This window comes from Rosenbergiella sp. YN46, from assembly GCF_036620675.1.
Taxonomy (GTDB): Bacteria; Pseudomonadota; Gammaproteobacteria; order Enterobacterales; family Enterobacteriaceae; genus Jejubacter.
On the sequence record NZ_JAZHEE010000008.1, the window covers coordinates 40081 to 55508 of the forward strand.

Genomic DNA, 15428 nt, shown 5'->3' on the forward strand with positions numbered 1-15428 from the left:
TCGTCATTTTATCGTTATAGTAACTACATATTTACAATGAAGTGGAAACTATTCGATACAATTGCGGGGTGATGGTTTATCTATGGATCAGGACGCACGACCACTTAATCGGCAGGACTATAAAACGCTGGCGCTGGCTGCCCTTGGCGGGGCGCTGGAATTCTATGATTTCATTATCTTCGTTTTTTTTGCCGCGGTGGTGGGGGCGTTGTTCTTCCCGCCGGACGTGCCTGAGTGGTTGCGTCAGGTGCAGACCTTCGGCATTTTTGCCGCCGGCTATCTGATTCGCCCGCTCGGCGGCATTGTTATGGCGCACTTTGGCGATCGCAGTGGTCGTAAGCGAATGTTTACCCTTAGTATTTTACTGATGGCATTGCCGACTCTGGCGATGGGGTTATTACCCACCTGGGAGACGCTGGGAATCGCGGCGCCATTGCTGCTGTTGGCGATGCGGCTGCTCCAGGGGGCGGCTATTGGGGGCGAGGTGCCTGGCGCCTGGGTTTTTGTGGCTGAACACGTTCCTGAGCGGCGTATCGGGCTGGCCTGCGGTGTTCTGACTGCGGGACTAACGCTGGGGATTTTGCTGGGGTCGCTGGTGGCGACGCTGGTGAATTCGTTGTTAACGGCCGGTGAGGTACAAGGGTGGGGCTGGAGGATCCCGTTCTTACTCGGTGGCGTTTTCGGACTGATGGCGATGTATCTGCGGCGCTGGTTGCAGGAGACGCCAGTTTTTGTGGAACTGCAACAGCGCAAGATGCTGGCGCGTGAGCTGCCGGTGAAAGCGGTGGTGACCCGCCACCGCAAAGGCGTGGTGGTTTCGATGTTGCTTACCTGGCTACTGTCGGCTGGTATTGTAGTGGTGATTCTGATGGCGCCGACCTGGCTTCAGCAACAGGCGGCTATCGCGCCGGCCCGGGCGCTACAGGCCAACAGCGTGGCGACGATCATGCTGTGCTGCGGTTGCCTGCTGGCGGGGCTGGCCGCCGATCGTTTTGGCGCCGGTAAGACCTTCATCGTAGGAAGCCTGCTCCTGGCGTTGTGCAGCGCGCTGTTTTACCACCTGACCTTGAGTCATCCTCATGGGCTATTTCTGCTTTATGGCCTGGTGGGATTAAGCGTTGGGGTGGTGGGGGCTGTGCCTTTTGTCATGGTACGCGCCTTTCCGCCAGAGGTTCGCTTTTCCGGACTCTCTTTTTCTTACAACGTATCCTACGCCATCTTCGGTGGACTGTCGCCGATTGCGGTAACGCTGATGATGGGCATCTCCCCGCTGGCGCCTGCCTGGTATGTACTGGCGCTGGCGTTGATGGGGGCAGGAATCGGCTTCTGGCTCTGGCGTTCGCCACAGGTAGCTGATGATTTTCAGGCGCAGAGGGTGAGTTGAAACAGGCTCCTCGCCATCGGGCGAGGAGCTTAGATACTAGCGGCGTTCGCCTATGGGCAGCAGGGTGCGGCCCGCTTTTTCATTAATCACTTCCGCCATCGCCGTCCAGAAGGCGCTGGCACCGCAGATGATGCCGATCCAACCGGCGACGCGTACCGTCTGTGCGCTGTCGGCCAGATGGCCGATGGCAAGCAGGGCGAAGAGCACCGTCAGGCTCAGAAACACAAATTGCAGGGCGCGGTTTCCTCCCAGAGTGCCGAAGAACATAAACAAAGTAAAGATGCCCCACAGCCCGAGCCAGACGCCCATAAACTGGCTGTTTGCCGCGTCGGCCAGCCCCATTTTCGGCAACAGCAGAATGGCGACCAGCGTCATCCAGAAACAGCCGTAAGAGATGAAAGCCGTCAGGCCGAAAGTGTTACCCTTCTTATATTCCAGCACTCCGGCAATAATTTGCGCGAGACCGCCATAAAAGAGACCCATCGCCAGAATAATACCGTCGAGGGGGAACAGATTAATGTTGTGCAAATTGAGCAGGATGGTGGTCATGCCAAAGCCCATCAGGCCCAGCGGAGCCGGGTTGGCCAGTTTTAGAGTTTCCATGGAGCCTCAGTATCATCATTAACGAAACAGCCGCTCTCTGGCGGCTGGCGGCGCATCATATAGGGGCCCTGCCTGCTGCGTCTTTGATCGAAAGGGGTAACAATGAAATTTTTTTTGCTTTGCCCCTTGATGGCGAGCAGGACGACCCCATCTTGTAGTCAACCAAAGAAAAGTGAATCTGAAAAAAAGCGAATCCGGGCGGTTGAAAGAGACAATTTTGCCCTTATTACAGGTTCACGATCTCAAAGATGACGAATTTTTAGTGGAGACGTTTAGATGGGTAAAATTATTGGTATCGACCTGGGTACTACCAACTCTTGTGTAGCGATTATGGACGGCACTCAGGCACGCGTGCTCGAGAATGCAGAGGGCGAACGCACCACGCCTTCTATCATTGCATATACTCAGGATGGTGAAACTCTGGTGGGTCAGCCGGCTAAACGTCAGGCGGTGACTAACCCGCAGAACACCCTGTTTGCAATCAAGCGTCTGATTGGCCGTCGCTTCCAGGACGAGGAGGTTCAGCGTGATGTGTCCATCATGCCTTATAAAATTGTCGACGCTGATAACGGCGACGCATGGATTGAAGTTAAAGGTCAGAAAATGGCACCGCCGCAGATTTCTGCCGAAGTGCTGAAGAAAATGAAGAAGACCGCCGAGGATTACCTGGGCGAGCCGGTTACCGAAGCGGTTATCACTGTTCCGGCCTACTTTAACGATGCGCAGCGTCAGGCAACGAAAGACGCCGGCCGTATCGCGGGTCTGGAAGTGAAGCGTATCATCAACGAACCGACCGCGGCTGCGCTGGCTTATGGCCTGGACAAGCAGACTGGCAACCGCACCATCGCGGTATACGACCTGGGCGGTGGTACTTTCGATATCTCCATCATCGAAATTGATGACGTTGACGGCGAAAAAACCTTCGAAGTGCTGGCGACCAATGGTGATACTCACTTGGGTGGCGAAGACTTCGATACCCGTCTGATCAACTACCTGGTTGACGAATTCAAGAAGGATCAGGGTATTGATCTGCGTAACGATCCGCTGGCGATGCAGCGCCTGAAAGAAGCGGCAGAAAAAGCAAAAATAGAGCTTTCCTCCGTACAGCAGACCGATGTCAACCTGCCGTATATCACTGCAGATGCTACCGGTCCGAAACACATGAATATCAAGGTGACTCGCGCCAAACTGGAATCCCTGGTGGAAGATCTGGTTAACCGCTCCATCGAGCCGCTGAAAGTCGCGCTGCAGGACGCTGGTCTGTCGGTTTCCGACATCAATGACGTTATCCTGGTCGGCGGTCAGACCCGTATGCCGATGGTGCAGAAGAAAGTGGCCGAGTTCTTCGGTAAAGATCCGCGTAAAGACGTGAACCCGGATGAGGCAGTGGCTATTGGCGCTGCTGTGCAGGGCGGCGTGTTGACCGGTGATGTGAAAGATGTGCTGCTGTTGGACGTGACTCCGCTCTCTCTGGGTATCGAAACCATGGGCGGCGTGATGACTCCGCTGATTAGCAAGAACACCACGATTCCGACCAAGCATAGCCAGGTGTTCTCTACCGCTGAAGATAACCAGTCTGCCGTAACTATTCATGTGCTGCAGGGGGAACGTAAGCGTGCCGGTGATAACAAGTCCCTGGGCCAGTTCAACCTGGACGGCATCAACCCGGCGCCGCGCGGTATGCCGCAGATCGAAGTCACTTTTGACATCGATGCCGACGGTATCCTGCACGTATCCGCGAAAGACAAAAACAGCGGTAAAGAGCAGAAGATCACCATCAAGGCCTCTTCCGGTCTGAACGAGGAAGAGATCAACAAGATGGTACAGGAAGCAGAAGCCAACGCTGAATCCGACCGTAAGTTTGAGGAACTGGTACAGACCCGTAATCAGGCGGATCACCTGGTACACAGCACCCGTAAACAGGTTGAAGAAGCAGGTGATAAGCTCCCGGCTGACGACAAAACCGCTATCGAGTCTGCGCTGAGCGCGCTGGAAACTTCCCTGAAAGGTGAAGATAAGGCCGATATCGAAGCGAAAATGCAGGAGCTGGCGCAGGTTTCAGCCAAACTGGTCGAAATCGCTCAGCAGAATGCGCAGCAGCAGGCCCAGCCTGGAGCGGATGCCGGTGCCGACAAGAACGACGACGTGGTCGACGCGGAGTTCGAAGAAGTTAAAGACAACAAAAAATAATCGCCCTTTGAGTGGGTAAGATTGTTCGCACGGGCGTAGGGGGATTCCTCCACGCCCGTTTATTCATCTATTCCCGGGAGGATTAGTGGAATCGCCTCGGGGATAAGGGCAGATAAAAAGATGGCGAAGAAAGACTACTACGAGATTTTAGGCGTCGCGAAAGATGCACAAGAACGCGATATTAAAAAAGCCTATAAACGCCTGGCCATGAAATATCACCCGGATCGTAACCCCGGGAATAAAGAGGCCGAAGATAAGTTTAAAGAGATTAAAGAAGCCTACGAAATTCTGACCGACGATCAGAAGCGCGCGGCTTACGATCAGTACGGCCATGCCGCCTTTGAGCAAGGCGGCATGGGCGGTGGCGGTTTCGGCGGCGGTGGCTTTGGCGGCGGCGCTGACTTCAGCGATATCTTTGGCGACGTATTTGGCGACATCTTTGGCGGCGGTCGCAGAACCCGCGCCGCGCGCGGCGCCGATTTACGCTACAACATGGAGCTGTCGCTGGAAGAAGCGGTACGCGGCGTGACCAAAGAGATCCGTATTCCGACGCTTGAAGAGTGCGATCTGTGCCACGGTAGTGGCGCGAAGGCGGGCTCCAAGCCCCAGACCTGTCCCACCTGTCACGGAGCTGGTCAGGTACAGATGCGCCAGGGATTCTTTACCGTACAGCAGACCTGTCCGCACTGTCAGGGACGCGGTACGCTGATTACCGATCCCTGCACCAGGTGTCATGGCCATGGTCGCGTCGAGAAGAGCAAAACGCTGTCGGTTAAAATTCCGGCCGGCGTCGATACCGGCGATCGCATCCGCCTGGCGGGCGAGGGCGAGGCTGGCGAGCACGGGGCTCCGGCAGGGGATCTCTACGTTCAGGTGCAGGTTAAGCCGCATCCTATCTTCGAACGCGAAGGGAATAACCTGTACTGTGAAGTGCCAATCAACTTTACGATGGCGGCACTGGGCGGCGAGATTGAAGTGCCTACCCTGGATGGCCGCGTTAAGCTGAAAGTTCCGAGCGAAACCCAGACCGGCAAGCTGTTCCGTATGCGCGGTAAGGGCGTGAAATCGGTGCGCGGTGGCGCTCAGGGCGACCTGCTGTGTCGGGTGGTGGTGGAAACGCCGGTCAGCCTGAACGAGAGGCAGAAGCAACTGCTCAATGAACTGCAGGAAAGCTTTGGTGGCCCGACCGGCGAGAAAAACAGCCCGCGCTCCAAAAGCTTCTTCGACGGGGTAAAAAAGTTCTTTGACGATCTGACCCGCTAACGTCTCTCTCATTAGCCAGACATAGCCTTAAGGGGCCGACGGTTCCTTAAGGCTTTTTTATTCCAGCCCTTCGCTATTGCTCTGAATAACAGGTTTTTCCGTATGGTTATTATTGCGAGCGACTTTTTACCGTTAATATCGCTGAACGTCGGTAGACGGGGAATCATCGTCTTTTCTTTTGCTATACTTATCGTGAAAACCGAGTTTTACGGCAGTAATAACCTGCTTTTAGCGAATGTTTATTCTGTCCTATGATAGTTATTACTTCGGTTTTACTTGATGAGACAGCGAATAATGAAACAATTACAACGCTTCTTCAGCAGTGACGCTTCGGGCGGCGTACTGCTGATTATCACCGCCGCGCTGGCGATGCTTCTGGCGAATATGTCCGCTACGCAGGCGGGCTACTTCTCTTTCCTTAACATGCCGGTTGAGTTAAAGGTGGGTAGCCTGGAGATCCACAAAAACATGCTGCTGTGGATCAACGACGCGCTGATGGCCTGTTTTTTTCTGATGATTGGCCTGGAGGTTAAGCGCGAACTGATATCCGGCTCGCTGGCCAGCCGCCGTCAGGCGGTTTTTCCCATCATCGCGGCGATTGGTGGCATGGTGGTACCGGCCGCTATCTATCTGTTGTTTAATGCGCAGGATCCCGTGACCCGTGAAGGCTGGGCCATTCCGGCGGCGACCGATATCGCCTTTGCCCTGGGGATCCTGGCGCTACTGGGCAACCGGGTTCCGGCGTCGCTGAAGATCTTCCTGATGGCGCTGGCGATTATCGATGACCTGGGTGCTATCGTGATTATCGCGCTGTTCTATACCAGTTCGCTGTCAGTGCTGTCACTGGGCGTGGCCGCCGTCGCTATTGTGGCGCTGGTGATGCTGAATCTGTTTAACGTGAGACGGACTGGAATTTATCTGCTGGTGGGAGTGGTGCTGTGGACTGCGGTGTTAAAATCGGGCGTTCACGCTACGCTTGCCGGGGTGATTATCGGCTTCCTGATTCCGCTTAAGCCGGAAAATGGGCACTCGCCGGCCCGGGAGCTGGAACATATCCTGCACCCCTGGGTTTCGTTCCTGATTCTGCCGCTGTTCGCCTTCGCAAACGCCGGAGTGCCGCTGCAGGGCGTGACGCCGGGCGGGTTGATGTCACTGCTTCCATTGGGCATTATCGCTGGCCTGCTGGTAGGTAAGCCGCTGGGTATCAGCCTGTTCTGCTGGCTGGCCCTGAAGTTGAAGCTGGCGTCGCTGCCGGAAGGGACAAGCTGCCGGGATATTGTCGCGGTAGGGGTACTGTGTGGTATCGGCTTTACCATGTCGATCTTTATTGCGAGCCTGGCGTTCGGCGATATCGATCCTGAGCTTATCACCTGGGCGAAGCTGGGAATTCTGGTCGGTTCGCTGCTTTCTGCGGTGCTGGGATATGTGATGCTGAGAATGCGACTTTCCGGACGCGAAGCGTAGCAGGCACGCTCACGCTAATAAATATAAGGCGGCTCCGTCGTATGGGGTCGCAGGGATTTTCATCACGGAGCGACGCTTATGCCCCATATAAACTACAACCATCTGTACTACTTCTGGCACGTCTGTAAAGAGGGCTCGGTTGTGGGGGCCGCCGAGGTGCTCTGTCTGACACCCCAGACCATTACCGGGCAGATTAAGCTGCTGGAAGAGCGGCTACAGGGCAAGCTGTTTAAGCGTAAGGGACGCGGGCTGGAGCCTTCCGAGCTGGGACAACTGGTTTTCCGCTATGCGGATCGGATGTTCACGCTGAGCCAGGAAATGCTGGATATCGTCAACTACCGCAAGGAGTCGCATTTGCTGTTTGACGTCGGCGTGGCGGATGCGCTCTCCAAACGTCTGGTCAGTGGGGTGCTGGATGCCGCTGTGGAAGAAGACGGCCAGATACGGCTGCGCTGTTACGAATCCACCCACGAACTGCTGCTGGAGCAGCTCAGCCAGCATAAACTGGATATGATTCTTTCCGATTGTCCCATCGACTCGTCCCAACAGGAGGGGCTGTTTTCGGTGAAGATCGGCGAATGTGGCATTAGCTTCTGGAGCCAGGCGCCACTGCCGGAACAACCTTTTCCCGCTTGTCTGGAGCAGCGCAGTCTGCTGATTCCCGGTCGTCGCTCCATGCTGGGTCGCAAGTTACTGAACTGGATTAACGCGCAGGATTTGAAGGTGCAGATCCTCGGCGAGTTTGATGATGCGGCGCTGATGAAAGCCTTTGGCGCAGCGCATAACGCTATTTTTGTGGCGCCGACTCTCTATGCTTACGATTTCTACCGCGATGAAGAGATTGTAGAGATAGGACGGATGGATAACGTGATGGAGGAGTATCACGTGATTTTTGCCGAGCGTATGATCCAGCATCCGGCGGTGCAACGTATCTGCAATCGGGACTATTCGGCACTGTTCGCCAGCCCGGTACGCTGATTAAGGACATAAAAAAACCCGCTGATGCGGGTTTTTTTTACCAGGCAACAACCCGAGGGCGATTAAGCCATCTTGTTGATCTGCGCGACCAGGTTAGACTTATGACGCGCTGCTTTGTTTTTGTGGATCAGACCTTTACCGGCCTGACGATCCACGATAGGTTGCATTTCGTTAAATGCTTTCTGAGCAGCTTCTTTGTCGCCAGCTGCAATCGCCGCGTATACCTTCTTGATGTAGGTACGCATCATGGAGCGACGGCTAGCGTTGTGCTTGCGGCGCTTCTCAGACTGTACGGCGCGTTTCTTAGCTGATTTGATATTAGCCAAGGTCCAACTCCCAAATAATCATATGTGGACAATTCAAAGGCCGAGGAATATGCCCGTTTAGCCTTCTTTTGTCAATGGATTTGTGCAAATAAGCGCCGTTAAAGCAAGCGGCACCGGTTACGTTACGATGGCGCAAGATTCTACCAGCTTGCCGCGCGCGAATACAGTCTTTCAGCGACAAAATTGACTCCGCTCTCGTTGGGTGGCGTAGGGGGCAGCCAGGAGCGGAAAAATCATTGCCGCTTTATGCTATAAGGAATCATTCGCCGGTTAATTTTAACGGCTGTACAAGGTATAATCCGCCGATTTCCACTGTTTTGAGCCTGTCATGAAGCTGATACGCGGCATACATAATATCAACGCCAGCCATCGGGGTTGCGTGTTGACCATTGGTAATTTTGACGGCGTGCATCGTGGCCACCAGTCCCTGCTTCAGAGACTGGTCGAAGAGGGGCGTCGTCGCAAGCTGCCTGTGATTGTGATGATCTTCGAGCCTCAACCCCTTGAGCTGTTTGCCGGCAGTGAAGCCCCAGCGCGTCTGACTCGCCTGCGGGAAAAAGTGCGCTATCTTGCCGAGTGCGGCGTTGATTACGTGCTTTGCATACGCTTCGAGCGCCGGTTTGCGGCGCTGACTGCGGAAAGCTTCGTGAAAGATCTGCTGGTCGATCGCCTGGGGGTTCGCTACCTGGCGGTGGGGGATGATTTCCGTTTTGGCGCTGGTCGCAAGGGCGATTTCTTGTTATTACAGAAGGCCGGACAAAAGTACGGCTTTGATGTGGTCAGCACCCACACCTTCTGCGAAGGTGGCGTGCGCATCAGCAGTACCGCGGTGCGCCAGGCGCTGGCACATGACGATCTAAAACGGGTGGAAAGCCTGCTGGGGCGCCCGTTTTCCATCTCCGGGCGCGTGGTGCACGGCGATGAACTGGGGCGCACCATCGGCTTTCCCACGGCGAACCTGCCGCTGCGGCGCCAGGTGTCGCCGGTCAGAGGCGTCTATGCCGTCGAGGTATTGGGCGCCGCAGAAACGCCATTATTTGGCGTTGCCAATATTGGCACTCGTCCCACGGTAAAAGGCAAACGCCAGCAGCTGGAGGTCCATCTGCTGGACGTTACACTGGATCTGTACGGGCGACATATTGAGGTGATTATGCGCAGCAAGATTCGCAACGAGCAGCGATTCGCTTCGCTGGATGAACTAAAAGCGCAAATCGCCAGAGACGAGATGACGGCCCGGGAGTTCTTCGGGCTGGCGCTGCCGCAATAGTTGCCGCGCCTGGAATTTGATATGCCCGTCATACTTCAAGCTGCAGATGCGTTGGCGGTACTCGCTCACCCCGGTCACATAGTTCTCTATGCTCCCGGGGAATCACGAGCTTGCCGCCTTCCTGCAACTCGAATTATTTAGGGTATAAAGCATTAACCAAACCGAAATACGGAACCGAGAATCTGATGAGTGACTTTAAATCCACCCTGAATTTGCCGGAAACAGGGTTCCCGATGCGCGGCGATCTCGCTAAGCGCGAACCGGGCATGCTGGCGCGTTGGACCGATGACGATTTGTATGGCGTCATCCGCAAAGCGAAAAAAGGCAAAAAAACCTTCATTCTTCATGATGGCCCTCCCTACGCGAACGGCAACATTCATATTGGTCACTCGGTTAATAAGATTCTGAAAGACATTATCGTGAAGTCCAAAGGGCTTTCCGGTTACGACTCCCCGTACGTCCCAGGCTGGGACTGCCACGGCCTGCCTATCGAACTGAAGGTTGAGCAGCTGATCGGCAAGCCGGGCGAGAAAGTGTCTTCCGCCGAGTTCCGTGCCGCCTGCCGCAAGTACGCCGCCGAGCAGGTGGAAGGCCAGCGTAAGGACTTTATCCGTCTTGGCGTGCTGGGCGACTGGAGCCATCCCTACCTGACCATGGACTTCAAAACCGAAGCCAACATCATTCGGGCGCTGGGTAAGATTATCGGCAACGGCCACCTGCATAAAGGGGCCAAGCCGGTTCACTGGTGCGTGGACTGTCGTTCGGCGCTGGCCGAAGCCGAGGTGGAATATTATGACAAAACCTCGCCGTCCATCTATGTGGCCTTCCAGGCGACCGATGCCGCTGCGGTGACCGCGAAGTTTGGCGTAAATAATGTAAAAGGGCCGGTCTCTCTGGTTATATGGACCACCACACCCTGGACGCTGCCAGCCGACCGCGCCATCTCGCTGCATCCGGATTTTGACTATGCGCTGGTTCAGGCGGAAGGCCGGGCGCTGATCCTGGCGAAAGAGCTGGTGGAAAGCGTGATGCAGAGCGCCGGTATCGAAGGCTGGCAGATTCTGGGCACTGCAAAAGGGGCCGATCTGGAGCTGTTGCGCTTTAAGCATCCGTTTCTGGACTTCGACGTTCCGGCCATCATGGGCGATCACGTGACGCTGGATGCCGGTACCGGCGCGGTACACACCGCAGGCGGTCATGGCCCGGACGACTACACCATCAGCCAGAAATATGGCCTGGAGATCGCCAACCCGGTCGGGCCGGATGGTCGCTTCCTGCCGGGTACTTATCCGACGCTGGATGGCCTGCAGGTCTTTAAGGCCAACGATGTCATCGTTGAGCTGTTACGTGAAAAGGGCGCGCTGCTGCACGTCGAAAAGCTGCTGCACAGCTACCCGCACTGCTGGCGCCATAAAACGCCGATCATCTTCCGCGCCACGCCGCAGTGGTTCATCAATATGGATCAGAACGGCCTGCGTAAAAAATCCCTGGAAGAGATCAAGGGCGTGCAGTGGATTCCGGACTGGGGCCAGGCGCGTATCGAATCCATGGTCGCTAACCGTCCTGACTGGTGTATCTCCCGCCAGCGTACCTGGGGGGTGCCGATGTCTCTGTTCGTGCACAAAGAGACAGAAGAACTGCATCCGCGCACCCTGGAACTGATGGAAGAAGTGGCAAAGCGCGTGGAAGCGGACGGCATCCAGGCCTGGTGGGATCTCGATCCCCGCGACATCATGGGTGATGAGGCCGACAACTACGTGAAGGTACCGGATACCCTGGACGTCTGGTTTGATTCCGGCTCTACCCATGCCTCCGTGGTGGACGTGCGTCCGGAATTTGCTGGTCACGCCGCCGATATGTATCTGGAAGGTTCCGACCAGCATCGCGGCTGGTTTATGTCTTCGCTGATGATCTCCACGGCGATGAAGGGCAAAGCGCCTTATCGCCAGGTACTGACACACGGCTTCACCGTGGATGGACAGGGGCGCAAGATGTCCAAGTCTATCGGCAATACCGTCAGTCCGCAGGATGTGATGAACAAGCTGGGGGCCGATATTCTGCGCCTGTGGGTGGCTTCCACCGACTACACTGGCGAAATGGCGGTTTCTGACGAGATCCTTAAGCGTGCCGCTGACAGCTATCGCCGTATCCGTAATACTGCCCGCTTCCTGCTGGCCAACCTGAACGGGTTCGATCCCGCGAAGGATATGGTGAAGCCGGAAGAGATGGTGGTGCTGGATCGCTGGGCGGTAGGCTGCGCTCGCGCCGCCCAGGACGATATCCTGAAGGCATACGAAGCGTACGACTTCCATGAAGTGGTACAGCGTCTGATGCGCTTCTGTTCCGTTGAGATGGGCTCCTTCTATCTGGATATTATCAAGGATCGCCAGTACACCGCGAAAGCGGACAGTGTGGCGCGTCGCAGCTGCCAGACCGCGCTCTATCATATCGTTGAAGCGCTGGTACGCTGGATGGCGCCGATACTCTCGTTCACCGCAGACGAGGTGTGGGGCCATCTGCCGGGCGAACGCGATAAGTACGTGTTCACCGGTGAATGGTATCAGGGGCTGTTTGGTCTGGCGGAAAATGAGCCGATGAACGATGCCTTCTGGGCTGACCTGCTGCAGGTGCGCGGCGAAGTGAACAAGGTTATTGAACAGGCTCGTGCCGATAAGCGCGTAGGCGGTTCGCTGGAAGCGGCGGTGACGCTGTATGCCGAGCCGGAGCTGGCGGCGAAGCTGCGTTCGCTGGGCGAAGAACTGCGATTTGTCCTGTTGACCTCGGGCGCTGAAGTCGCAGATTATGCCGCAGCAGGCGAAGAGGCTGTGCCGAGTGAGCTGATTAAGGGCCTGAAAGTGGGTCTGAGCAAAGCCATTGGCGAGAAGTGCCCACGCTGCTGGCACTACACGACCGATATCGGTAAGGTGGCGGACCATGCAGAGATCTGCGGGCGCTGTGTCAGTAACGTCGCCGGTGACGGTGAACAACGTAAGTTTGCCTGATGAGTAAACCGATATTTTCAACGGGGCTGCGCTGGCTATGGCTGGCGCTACTGATTCTGGTGGTGGATCTGGGCGTCAAACAGTGGGTGATGGATAATTTCCAGCTGTTTGAAACCCGGCCGCTGATTCCATTTCTGAATTTGCACTACGCCCATAATCCGGGCGCGGCATTCAGTTTCCTGGCGGATAAAGGAGGCTGGCAGCGCTGGTTCTTTGCCGGCATCGCCATTGGCATTGCGGTGGTTTTACTGGCGCTGATGTACCGCTCTGCGGCCAGCCAGAAGCTCAACAATATCGCCTATGCTTTGATTATCGGCGGGGCGTTGGGCAACCTGTTCGACCGTATGGTGCATGGCTTTGTGGTCGATATGATCGACTTTTATGTCGGCGACTGGCACTTTGCCACCTTTAACATTGCTGATGCGGGGATCTGCATCGGCGCTGCCCTTATCGTGCTGGAAAGCTTTATTACGCCTTCCGGTAAGAAGAAAGCGGCCAACAACAAGGGGAGCTAATGGCGGACTCTGTACAGAGCGACAGCGCAGTGCTGGTGCACTTCACGCTGAAACTGGACGACGGTTCTACGGCGGAGTCGACTCAGGCTAACGGTAAACCGGCGCTGTTTCGTATGGGGGATGGTTCCCTCTCTGAAGGGCTGGAACGGCATCTTCTGGGGCTGAAGCCGGGGGCAAAGAGTCAGTTTTCGCTACAGCCAGAAGAGGCTTTCGGCGTCTCCAGCCCGGATCTGATTCAGTATTTCTCCCGGCGCGAATTTATCGATGCCGGGGAGCCGGAGCCCGGCACTATTATGCTCTTTACCGCAATGGACGGCAGCGAGATGCCCGGCGTGATTCGCGAAGTGAGCGGAGATTCCATTACTGTGGACTTCAATCACCCGCTTGCCGGGCGCACCATCCATTTTGATATCGAGGTGCTGGAAATCGATCCGGCACTGGAGGGGCAACATGCGGATTCTGCTGGCTAATCCCCGGGGCTTCTGTGCCGGGGTCGACAGGGCTATCAGCATCGTAGAGAACGCGCTGGCGATCTACGGGGCGCCGGTATATGTGCGCCATGAAGTGGTGCACAACCGCTATGTGGTGGATGACCTGCGCGAACGTGGCGCTATTTTTATTGAAGAGATCAGCGAAGTGCCGGATGGCGCTATTCTGATCTTTTCAGCTCATGGCGTTTCCCAGGCGGTGCGCAACGAAGCGAAGAGCCGCGATCTGACCATCTTTGACGCTACCTGCCCGCTGGTGACCAAGGTTCATATGGAAGTGGCGCGCGCCAGCCGCCGCGGCGAAGAGTCGATCCTGATTGGCCATGCTGGCCATCCGGAAGTGGAGGGCACCATGGGCCAGTACAGCAACCCGAAAGGGGGCATGTATCTGGTGGAATCGCCGGACGATGTCTGGAAACTTGAGATCAAAGACGAAGGCAAGCTGTCGTTTATGACTCAGACCACGCTGTCGGTGGATGACACTTCCGAGGTGATAGATGCGCTGCGCGACCGCTTTCCGAAGATCGTCGGGCCGCGTAAAGACGATATCTGCTACGCAACCACTAACCGGCAGCAGGCGGTACGTGAGCTGGCGAGCCAGGCCGATGCGGTGCTGGTGGTGGGGTCAAAGAACTCCTCCAACTCCAATCGTCTGGCGGAACTGGCCAGGCGAATGGGGAAACCGGCCTGGCTTATCGACGACGCCAGCGACATTCAGGACAGCTGGCTGACTGATATAGCATGTGTGGGCGTTACCGCCGGCGCCTCAGCGCCAGATGTGCTGGTACAGAACGTGCTGGCGCGGCTGAAAGCGATGGGCGGCGGTGACGTGCTTGAGTTGACCGGCCGTGAAGAAAATATCTTCTTCGAGGTGCCCAGAGAGCTGCGACTGGATGCGCACGAAGCATAAGCCAGCGCTGTAACCGGGGCCGCAATCCCGGTTCATGCATATCATCGGCAGTATGCGAGAATGCCAGATGGATAAACCGTCTGGCATTTTTTTATGGAGAAGCCGATGAACCGCATCCCGATTATCCTCGATACCGATCCCGGCATCGACGATGCCGTGGCGCTTGCCGCCGCGCTCTTTTCCCCTCAACTGGATCTGCAATTGATTAGTACCGTAGCGGGTAATGTCGGGGTGGATAAAACCACCCGTAACGCATTGCAGCTAATTCATTTCTGGCAGGCGGACGTACCGGTGGCCCGCGGTGCGGCCACGCCGCTGGCGCGTCCCGGGCGCGACGCCGCCGGGGTGCATGGCATTTCCGGTATGGAAGGCTATGATTTTGTGGAGCACGATCGCGCGCCGCTGGCGATACCGGCTTTTCAGGCTATTTATGAGCGCCTTACGGCAAGCCCGCAGCCGATGACGCTGGTGGCTATTGGGCCGCTGACCAATATCGCGCTGTTACTGACCCAGTATCCGGATGCCGTCGATAAAATTCATCGTCTGGTCATTATGGGCGGCTCCGCCGGGCGCGGTAACTTTACCCCTAATGCTGAATTTAATATCGCCGTGGATCCTGAAGCGGCCGCCAGAGTCTTTACCAGTGGCCTGGATATTGTGATGTGCGGTCTGGATGTCACCAACCAGGCGATACTGGCGCCGGATTTTCTGGCGCAGCTACCGACGATGAACCGCACCGGCGCCATGCTGCACGCGATCTTCAGCCACTATCGCAGCGGCAGTATGTCCACCGGCCTGCGGATGCATGACCTGTGCGCCATCGCCGCGCTGGTGCAGCCGCAGCTGTTTGAGCTGCGTGACTGCTTTGTCGCTGTTGAGACCCAGGGGCAGTGGACTGCGGGCACCACCGTGGTGGATATTGAAGGAAGACTGGAGCAGCCGGCTAACGCCCGGGTAGCTCTGGGGCTGGATGTGGGTGGTTTTCGCCGCTGGGTGGCGGAATTACTGGCACAGGCGCCCTGAAAAGTGGAGGAGTGC

The 15428-nt window shown here is 56.4% G+C and carries 13 protein-coding genes; 11 read left to right on the top strand and 2 right to left on the bottom strand.

Annotated features, from left to right (window positions below; all coding sequences use genetic code 11):
• Positions 1 to 82: 82 nt before the first annotated feature.
• Positions 83 to 1384, top strand: a complete 1302-nt coding sequence (locus tag V3W49_RS08860) for an MFS transporter (RefSeq protein WP_500144987.1) — start codon at positions 83 to 85, stop codon at positions 1382 to 1384.
• A 36-nt stretch (positions 1385 to 1420) separates the two neighbouring features.
• On the opposite strand, the gene satP is transcribed toward V3W49_RS08860, so the two are convergent.
• On the bottom strand, positions 1421 to 1987 hold the full coding sequence (gene satP / locus V3W49_RS08865) for an acetate uptake transporter (protein WP_500144988.1): 567 nt from the start codon (positions 1985 to 1987) through the stop codon (positions 1421 to 1423).
• A 276-nt stretch (positions 1988 to 2263) separates the two neighbouring features.
• Between satP and dnaK the strand changes: the two genes are divergently transcribed.
• The 4 genes from dnaK (at position 2264) to nhaR (ending at position 7882) form a co-directional block, all read left to right on the top strand.
• Positions 2264 to 4177 (top strand): molecular chaperone DnaK, encoded by a 1914-nt coding sequence (gene dnaK, locus V3W49_RS08870; protein WP_500144989.1) that lies wholly within the window; start codon positions 2264 to 2266, stop codon positions 4175 to 4177.
• A 120-nt stretch (positions 4178 to 4297) separates the two neighbouring features.
• Entirely contained in the window at positions 4298 to 5440 is a 1143-nt protein-coding gene (dnaJ, locus tag V3W49_RS08875) for a molecular chaperone DnaJ (RefSeq protein ID WP_500144990.1), read from the top strand.
• 294 nt (positions 5441 to 5734) lie between these two features.
• Positions 5735 to 6904, top strand: a complete 1170-nt coding sequence (nhaA, locus tag V3W49_RS08880) for a Na+/H+ antiporter NhaA (protein ID WP_500144991.1) — start codon at positions 5735 to 5737, stop codon at positions 6902 to 6904.
• 78 nt (positions 6905 to 6982) lie between these two features.
• A complete protein-coding gene (gene nhaR / locus V3W49_RS08885) occupies positions 6983 to 7882 on the top strand; it encodes a transcriptional activator NhaR (protein WP_500144992.1) in 900 nt (299 codons plus the stop codon).
• Positions 7883 to 7944: 62 nt separating this feature from the next.
• On the opposite strand, the gene rpsT is transcribed toward nhaR, so the two are convergent.
• Entirely contained in the window at positions 7945 to 8208 is a 264-nt protein-coding gene (gene rpsT / locus V3W49_RS08890; protein ID WP_154777710.1) for a 30S ribosomal protein S20, read from the bottom strand.
• A gap of 328 nt (positions 8209 to 8536) precedes the next feature.
• On the opposite strand from rpsT, the gene ribF reads away from it, so the two are divergent.
• The 6 genes from ribF (at position 8537) to rihC (ending at position 15413) form a co-directional block, all read left to right on the top strand.
• Complete coding sequence (gene ribF / locus V3W49_RS08895) at positions 8537 to 9475, top strand: bifunctional riboflavin kinase/FAD synthetase (RefSeq protein ID WP_500144993.1); 939 nt, start codon at positions 8537 to 8539, stop codon at positions 9473 to 9475.
• A gap of 185 nt (positions 9476 to 9660) precedes the next feature.
• Positions 9661 to 12477 carry an isoleucine--tRNA ligase gene (gene ileS / locus V3W49_RS08900; RefSeq protein WP_500144994.1) on the top strand — a complete coding sequence of 939 codons (2817 nt, stop codon included), beginning with the start codon at positions 9661 to 9663 and terminating at the stop codon, positions 12475 to 12477.
• The gene (lspA, locus tag V3W49_RS08905) at positions 12477 to 12992 is read left to right on the top strand and encodes a signal peptidase II (RefSeq protein WP_500144995.1); all 516 of its coding nucleotides are present in this window, start codon (positions 12477 to 12479) and stop codon (positions 12990 to 12992) included. Before ileS ends, lspA begins: the two co-directional genes overlap by 1 nt.
• Complete coding sequence (fkpB, locus tag V3W49_RS08910; RefSeq protein ID WP_500144996.1) at positions 12992 to 13462, top strand: FKBP-type peptidyl-prolyl cis-trans isomerase; 471 nt, start codon at positions 12992 to 12994, stop codon at positions 13460 to 13462. The genes lspA and fkpB overlap by 1 nt, the downstream gene beginning before the upstream one ends.
• Complete coding sequence (gene ispH, locus V3W49_RS08915) at positions 13443 to 14390, top strand: 4-hydroxy-3-methylbut-2-enyl diphosphate reductase (RefSeq protein WP_500144997.1); 948 nt, start codon at positions 13443 to 13445, stop codon at positions 14388 to 14390. Before fkpB ends, ispH begins: the two co-directional genes overlap by 20 nt.
• 105 nt (positions 14391 to 14495) lie before the next feature.
• The gene (rihC, locus tag V3W49_RS08920; protein WP_500144998.1) at positions 14496 to 15413 is read left to right on the top strand and encodes a ribonucleoside hydrolase RihC; all 918 of its coding nucleotides are present in this window, start codon (positions 14496 to 14498) and stop codon (positions 15411 to 15413) included.
• The last annotated feature ends 15 nt before the right edge of the window (positions 15414 to 15428 follow it).

Coding starts and splice junctions, on each gene's coding strand:
- V3W49_RS08860 (WP_500144987.1), top strand. CDS start 83: ATGGATCAGGACGCACGACCACTTAATCGGCAGGACTATAAAACGCTG.
- satP (WP_500144988.1), bottom strand. CDS start 1,987: ATGGAAACTCTAAAACTGGCCAACCCGGCTCCGCTGGGCCTGATGGGC.
- dnaK (WP_500144989.1), top strand. CDS start 2,264: ATGGGTAAAATTATTGGTATCGACCTGGGTACTACCAACTCTTGTGTA.
- dnaJ (WP_500144990.1), top strand. CDS start 4,298: ATGGCGAAGAAAGACTACTACGAGATTTTAGGCGTCGCGAAAGATGCA.
- nhaA (WP_500144991.1), top strand. CDS start 5,735: ATGAAACAATTACAACGCTTCTTCAGCAGTGACGCTTCGGGCGGCGTA.
- nhaR (WP_500144992.1), top strand. CDS start 6,983: ATGCCCCATATAAACTACAACCATCTGTACTACTTCTGGCACGTCTGT.
- ribF (WP_500144993.1), top strand. CDS start 8,537: ATGAAGCTGATACGCGGCATACATAATATCAACGCCAGCCATCGGGGT.
- ileS (WP_500144994.1), top strand. CDS start 9,661: ATGAGTGACTTTAAATCCACCCTGAATTTGCCGGAAACAGGGTTCCCG.
- lspA (WP_500144995.1), top strand. CDS start 12,477: ATGAGTAAACCGATATTTTCAACGGGGCTGCGCTGGCTATGGCTGGCG.
- fkpB (WP_500144996.1), top strand. CDS start 12,992: ATGGCGGACTCTGTACAGAGCGACAGCGCAGTGCTGGTGCACTTCACG.
- ispH (WP_500144997.1), top strand. CDS start 13,443: ATGCGGATTCTGCTGGCTAATCCCCGGGGCTTCTGTGCCGGGGTCGAC.
- rihC (WP_500144998.1), top strand. CDS start 14,496: ATGAACCGCATCCCGATTATCCTCGATACCGATCCCGGCATCGACGAT.